Source organism: Halochromatium sp. NSM3, assembly GCF_059621085.1.
Genome location: NZ_JCAQIA010000068.1, coordinates 1 through 5,905, shown reverse-complemented (window position 1 = coordinate 5,905; position 5,905 = coordinate 1). Strand labels below are relative to the sequence as shown.

Below are 5,905 nucleotides of genomic sequence, written 5' to 3'. Positions count from 1 at the left end.
GACAAACTCGACGCCCTCAAGACCCACAAGAAAGGGCTGATGCAGCAGCTCTTCCCCGGCCCGGAGACAGCGGAGGTATGAGCAACATCTGCATCTATACCGGACTTCATGTGGGAGGCCATCAATGCCCGAAATCTGCCGCTTCTATGGAATCATTATTCGAATGTACTTGATTGATCGCGAACATCCGCCACCACATATTCATATTAAATACGGTGACCATCAGGGCGTCATGGAACTGGAGAACCTGAATCTGATCGAAGGTCACTTACCGAAGAAATGCCGTCAGCTTGTCCGGGAGTGGGCCGAGTTACATCAGGATGAGTTAACAGAAATGTGGAAAACGCAAATCTTCCATTCGATTCAGCCACTGGAGTAAAACCAATGAAACTTCAACATATCGAACACCAAGAAGCGTACCGCTTTGCACTGACCTTTGAAAATGGCAATCATCGAGAGGTCGATCTACAGGAATTGATCGGTCAGTACGTCACCTTAGCTGACGTACTGACCGCGCGCATTGACCCTGAATGGGGATGTTTAGAGTTTCTGGATGGACAGGTGGACATCGAGCCCAAGACCCTGTACCGATACGCAGGCTTTATCGAAGACCGACAGGCGGCTTGAATCAAGCGATTCGATGAGTAATCGAGATGGAGCGGTTCATCGCCGTCATCCAGCGCGAACCCTTCGACTATACCCGCTGGCGGCAACAGTGGGTTACGGAGTGCGAAGCGGCGTCCATCGAATCCATTAGCCGGCAAGCGATGGCGCTCAGGAAACAGCGCCAACCCTGATCGCCGCCCAGGCGGACAAACTCGACGCCCTCAAGACCCACAAGAAAGGGCTGATGCAGCAACTCTTCCCCACTGCATCCCCATCCCCAACGGAGGCCACGCCATGACCATCGACGAACTCCTGCCTTCGGTCGGCGCGCTCTCGCACGCGGACAAGATTCGCCTAGCGCAAGTGGTCCTGCAGCAACTCGCGCAAGACGAGGGCGCTGCCCAGCCACCCCCTGAGCCAACACGCGAGCCCTTCGACCCGCAACGCTTCTATGGCCTGGCACGGCAGTCACGGCTTGCCGTCGATGAGTACTTGGCCTCGGCGCGCGAAGGCTAGAACGCCATTCAGGCTCAGCAAAACCCTTGCTCACACTGAGTACATCACCTATGGAAGCCATCCGCACGATTGCGAACAGATGGCCTGGTCGGAAGCGGTGAGCGGTGCGCCATGAGCCTGGTCGATGCCTACGTGGTGCTGCGTCAACACAATTCTTTGATATGCCTAGAGTCAACAACATGACCATCGATGAATTGATCCCCTCTGTCGGCCGACTCTCTCATGCGGAAAAGATCCGTTTGGCGCACGTGGTTCTGCAACAGCTTGCGCAGGAGGAAGCCACATTCGCGCAGCCTGATCGCACAGACACCAAGCAGGTTAACCCGCTTAAGGGCAGCGTCACCTTTGAGAGAGATATTCTGTCTCCTATTGGCGACGACTGGGATGCCCAGCGATGATTGTTCTGGATACTCATGCCTGGATCTGGTGGGTAGACGAGTCGGGGAAACTGCCGGAGGTGACCCGTCGGTTTATCGATCAGGCGGACAAGATCGGTATTCCTGCCATTTGCTGCTGGGAGTTGGCCATGCTGGTTGCCAAAGAGCGGATCGGCTTGACGATGGATGTAGAGGTCTGGATTGATCGGGCGTTACAGCGACACGGGGTTGAGCTGTTGCCGTTGACCCCTGAGATCGCGGTGCTGTCTACGCGGTTGCCGGGTGAGTTCCACGGTGATCCCGCAGATCGTTTGATTGTCGCCAGCAGCTTGGCGCGCAATGCTCCGTTGGTCACCAGAGACGAAAAGATCACGGATTGGGGATTTGCCTCCCACCTGACCTCCGCCTGCTGCCCTACCGCTCCCGCCTCGATCGGCTCGACCGAGACCGCGACATCTGCAACAGCGCATCGACCAAAGTGGCTGCCGACGCCTCGACGTTGCCCCGGCCTGGGAGCGATGGCGACATCAGCAAAGCCTCGGCGATGTTGTAGACCTGGAGCCACGGTGCGTGACGAAGGTCCGGCCCTCGGGTTCCGCGCGCAGGCTCCGGGCCTAGCGGCCCGTCGTGCGGCGGCGCGCGCGAGCTTCGGTGGTGGCCGAAAGGCCGCAATTAGTGCGCCGCCTTGACAAGGTTTAGACGCACTCTAGCTTCGACTCCGCCTGAGAGATGCTGCAGGACGCACGTCCGTTGCCACTATGAAGCGCCGCAGGCTGGGGCACGGAAGAGGTGCCAGCACGGCCATCGGTGCCATTTTTGGGACGCCCTGAGCTGAGCGCCTGAATAGCGAAAGCCCACCGGCCACCCCTTGTCAAGGCGGTGGTGTCATCGCGCTCAGTGCGTGCCGGACGTTCATCGCGCCCAACAAACGCCGTGCAAGCTTATGGGCCTTGACAAGGGCACCGCGCGCTTTCGCGTCGTACTTCAAGGCCGCGACAACCGCACCTATACCGACGTTTCCGGCACCTATCCGATCATCGGCCCCTGGTCCACGACCGGGTTCATCCTCGACACCGAACACGGCCCGCGTTCGCTCTGCGCCAGTTCCACCTGCGACTGGCACGCCAGCCACGCCAAGCTCGACCGCAGCGAGCCGATCGAGACCAGTAGCCGCGCCATCCAAGGCGCCCCGCTCGCCGCCACCAGCATCCGCGAAGCCCTGCAGCCGCTCGAGGAGGTGGGCGAGGTCTACCTGGTCGGCTCAGTGCTCCTGACCGGGATCAAAGCCGATCCGCCCACGCTGGAGGTCACCGGCGACACCGTGCGCCTGATCTACGCCCGACCCGCGATCCTCGAGCCGTGGGCCGGCAAGACCCTGCGCGAGGTCGATCTGACCGCCCAGATCCGCCACACCCCCGGCGCCGAGATCCCCGACCTCCCACCGCTGACCCACAGCGGTGCCGCCCTCTCTCCACTCCTGCAACGCTGGATCACCCCATGACCCGACGCACGATCCCCTGGCATCGGCTCCTGCCGCGCCATCACCGCCTGCTGGTCTGGTGGGCACTGGCCGGCGCCGGCATCGCCCTCCCCTGGCTGATCGACGGCGGCGGCCTGCCGTGGCTGCACAGCCGCGCCGACACCCCCGGCTGTCGCGTCACCAGCATCCACGACGGCGACTCTATCCGCGCCACCTGCGCCGATGGCAACAACATGCGCGTGCGCCTAGCCTGCATCGACGCCCCGGAGATGTCGCAAACGCCCTGGGGCACCGAGAGCCGCGATCACCTGCGCGCGATCACTCCACGGGTAATCGCGCTGCGGGTCAGCACCACCGACCGCTACGGGCGCACGATCGCCGAGCTGATCGACCCGGCCACCGGCGAGTCGCTGAATCTAGCGATGGTCAAGGTCGGCCAAGCCGCCGTCTATCACCAATACTGCTCCGATCCGAACTACAGCCGCGCCGAAGCCGCCGCCCGGGCCGCTGGCCTCGGCATCTGGTCGGTACCCGGCGATCACCAACGGCCTTGGGAGTGGCGGCGCCGTTGAGGCTGCAAGGCTCGCGGCGATGAACGCAAAGCAAGAATCAAGCCCGCCGCGCCAATCCGAACAGCGGCTGACGCAAATTGTGACCGAGGTCACAGTTTTGGCCACTCAACGGGTGGCGTATTCGTTGGTGGCTAGTTCTGACGGGAATAATTGCTAGACTCAGCCGAGGCGCTGCGCGCGCCTGGGACAGAGGATTGGGATTGGGGAAAGGTAGGGGATCGCCAGCCGTGGACGTATCAATACCGCTGATCGGTGGGGATTGGTCGGATTTCTGTCTAGCATCAACTTCGGCACCCGTTCTGCGTTTGCAGTCTGTAACGCGGTTTTCGGGTGCGTGTGACTTTTCTAGGTCAGGGCTGAGCGGACTGGGACGATTCTGTCTACTCAACTGTTGGGGCACAAAAGAATTTGGAGGTGGTAATGCCAGGAGTTGTGCATAAAGCCGCTGACGTGTTCGGCATTAGTCGCGATCTGCCACTAAACTACCAGATGCGAGAGAGTGCTGATGGTGTTCTGGTTGACAGCCTTACGCGCGACAAACACCTCGTTATCTACGGTAGCTCAAAGCAGGGCAAAACCTCACTGCGTAAACATTGCCTTCAGCCAAACGACTACATAACCGTTCATTGCTCCAATAAGTGGGAAATTCAGGATCTGCATTCCGCAGTCTTGAAGCGGGCTGGCTTTGAGGTTAACCAGTCGACGACGAAGACAGCTTCGGGTAAGCAAAAAATCTTCGCAAAAGCCAAAGCCGCCTTGTTTGGATCAAGCGCTGAAGGAGGTGCAGAGGCAGAACGACAGCAAACGACGCAGGAGACTACGGCGCCGCTGGAACTTGATCCGGAAGACGTTAATGACGTCATAGCCGCTCTTGGTCACATTCACTTCGGACAGTTTATTTTACTTGAAGACTTTCACTACCTTCCGATAGAGACGCAGAAAGATTTCAGTGTCGCACTGAAGGCCTTTCACGAGAACTCCCCATACTGTTTCATTGTGATCGGTGTATGGCTTGAGGAGAACAGGCTTACCGTATATAATGGCGACCTAACCGGTCGTATCCTTTCTGTGAACGCAGATCAATGGACTCGGGAAGAACTTTCTAGAGTAATTTAAACGGGCGAAGAACTGCTCAACATTTCATTCGACGAAAATTTTAAAACAGGCCTGCTCGATGGTTGCTTCGAAAGCGTGTTCATCGTCCAAGAAGTCTGCTACAGATGCTGCTCAAACGATGGGATTTACGATACTCGCGATGAACGCAGAATCGCGGGAGTGAGTCAAGATCCACGTGCAATGATCGCTGAGGTAGTTGGGCAGCATACAGGACGCTTCAACTCTTTCCTCACCCAATTCGCAGACGGTTTCCAAGCTACCGATCTAGAAATGTACCGCTGGTTGCTGTATCCAGTGCTGACTTCCAGTGCAGAGGCATTGGAGCATGGGGTTCGTCAAGCAGACATTCGCCGTTGTTTACGTGAGCACCATCCGCAAAGGGAAGGCTTAAACCCGGGTAATGTTACGCAGGCTCTTCTCTCCGTCGGAAACCTTCAAGTCAAGAAAGATATAAAACCCATTGTCCTGGATTACGATCAAACCAATCTGCGCCTCAATGTCGTAGATCGCAGCTTTCTGATATGGGTTGAGAATCAGGATAGAAGAGAGCTGCTAGAGTTGGTGGGGCTGCCTGAAATGTAAGTTTCCAATAAGTGGTTACAGTCGACCACCCAAAGCGTGGCCGCGCTTTGGGTGATCGGCTGAGCCGTACGTTAGCACTCATGATGAACCATCTCGAGAATCTTCTAGAGAAGATCGAAAGCGAAAGAGATCGGCACCTCGATCTGGGGAAAGCAACGCTTGAAGCTGACGGACGCAAGCTATTCGCTATCGACTTCCTGGCTATCGCGGCGATCAATCGTTCTCTCAGCAACAGCAACGCGTTCGTTCAGTTGGTTCATGCACAAAATTACCTGGCCGCAGCATCACTAGTCAGGCTTCAACTCGACACCTTCTTGCGATTCTTTGCTTCATACCTAGTGAACGGTCCTCACGAGTTCGCAACGTCGGTGCTTGGAGGCACTGAAGTACGGAAGCTGAAAGATCGTTCGGGCACACCAATGACAGATAAACATCTAGTTGACACTGTTGCCTCTGAATTCCCCTGGGTGCCAAACGTTTACAAGCAAACCTCTGGTTTTATCCACCTGTCAGACAAGCACATATTTAGCACCATTCAAATCCAATCAGAGCAGGATGATGGAACGCTATCAATGCACATAGGCCCACCTGATTATTAACCAGGCTCAGCCAATACGAGGAGCCGATGCGGCATCGGTGGCGTACGCGCTGCAGCC

Annotated in this window: 11 protein-coding genes; all 11 read left to right on the top strand. The window is 57.4% G+C overall.

Annotated features, from left to right (window positions below):
* The first annotated feature begins 124 nt into the window (after window positions 1-124).
* The 11 genes from AC54T3_RS17000 (at window position 125) to AC54T3_RS16950 (ending at window position 5,848) form a co-directional block, all read left to right on the top strand.
* The gene (locus tag AC54T3_RS17000) at window positions 125-379 is read left to right on the top strand and encodes a DUF4160 domain-containing protein (protein ID WP_496626502.1); all 255 of its coding nucleotides are present in this window, start codon (window positions 125-127) and stop codon (window positions 377-379) included.
* A gap of 5 nt (window positions 380-384) precedes the next feature.
* Window positions 385-627: a DUF2442 domain-containing protein gene (locus AC54T3_RS16995; RefSeq protein ID WP_496626501.1), complete on the top strand. Its 243-nt coding sequence runs from the start codon at window positions 385-387 to the stop codon at window positions 625-627.
* A 26-nt stretch (window positions 628-653) separates the two neighbouring features.
* On the top strand, window positions 654-797 hold the full coding sequence (locus AC54T3_RS16990) for a hypothetical protein (RefSeq protein ID WP_496626500.1): 144 nt from the start codon (window positions 654-656) through the stop codon (window positions 795-797).
* A gap of 103 nt (window positions 798-900) precedes the next feature.
* Window positions 901-1,122, top strand: coding sequence for a hypothetical protein (locus AC54T3_RS16985; protein WP_496626499.1), 222 nt, complete (start codon window positions 901-903; stop codon window positions 1,120-1,122).
* 179 nt (window positions 1,123-1,301) lie between these two features.
* A complete protein-coding gene (locus AC54T3_RS16980) occupies window positions 1,302-1,520 on the top strand; it encodes a hypothetical protein (RefSeq protein WP_496626498.1) in 219 nt (72 codons plus the stop codon).
* Window positions 1,517-2,188, top strand: a complete 672-nt coding sequence (locus AC54T3_RS16975) for a type II toxin-antitoxin system VapC family toxin (RefSeq protein WP_496626497.1) — start codon at window positions 1,517-1,519, stop codon at window positions 2,186-2,188. Before AC54T3_RS16980 ends, AC54T3_RS16975 begins: the two co-directional genes overlap by 4 nt.
* A gap of 254 nt (window positions 2,189-2,442) precedes the next feature.
* A complete protein-coding gene (locus tag AC54T3_RS16970) occupies window positions 2,443-3,000 on the top strand; it encodes a hypothetical protein (protein WP_496626496.1) in 558 nt (185 codons plus the stop codon).
* A complete protein-coding gene (locus AC54T3_RS16965; RefSeq protein WP_496626495.1) occupies window positions 2,997-3,551 on the top strand; it encodes a thermonuclease family protein in 555 nt (184 codons plus the stop codon). The genes AC54T3_RS16970 and AC54T3_RS16965 overlap by 4 nt, the downstream gene beginning before the upstream one ends.
* A 420-nt stretch (window positions 3,552-3,971) precedes the next feature.
* Complete coding sequence (locus tag AC54T3_RS16960) at window positions 3,972-4,667, top strand: hypothetical protein (protein WP_496626494.1); 696 nt, start codon at window positions 3,972-3,974, stop codon at window positions 4,665-4,667.
* A 180-nt stretch (window positions 4,668-4,847) separates the two neighbouring features.
* Window positions 4,848-5,249: a hypothetical protein gene (locus tag AC54T3_RS16955; RefSeq protein ID WP_496626493.1), complete on the top strand. Its 402-nt coding sequence runs from the start codon at window positions 4,848-4,850 to the stop codon at window positions 5,247-5,249.
* Window positions 5,250-5,329: 80 nt separating this feature from the next.
* On the top strand, window positions 5,330-5,848 hold the full coding sequence (locus AC54T3_RS16950; RefSeq protein ID WP_496626492.1) for a hypothetical protein: 519 nt from the start codon (window positions 5,330-5,332) through the stop codon (window positions 5,846-5,848).
* The last annotated feature ends 57 nt before the right edge of the window (window positions 5,849-5,905 follow it).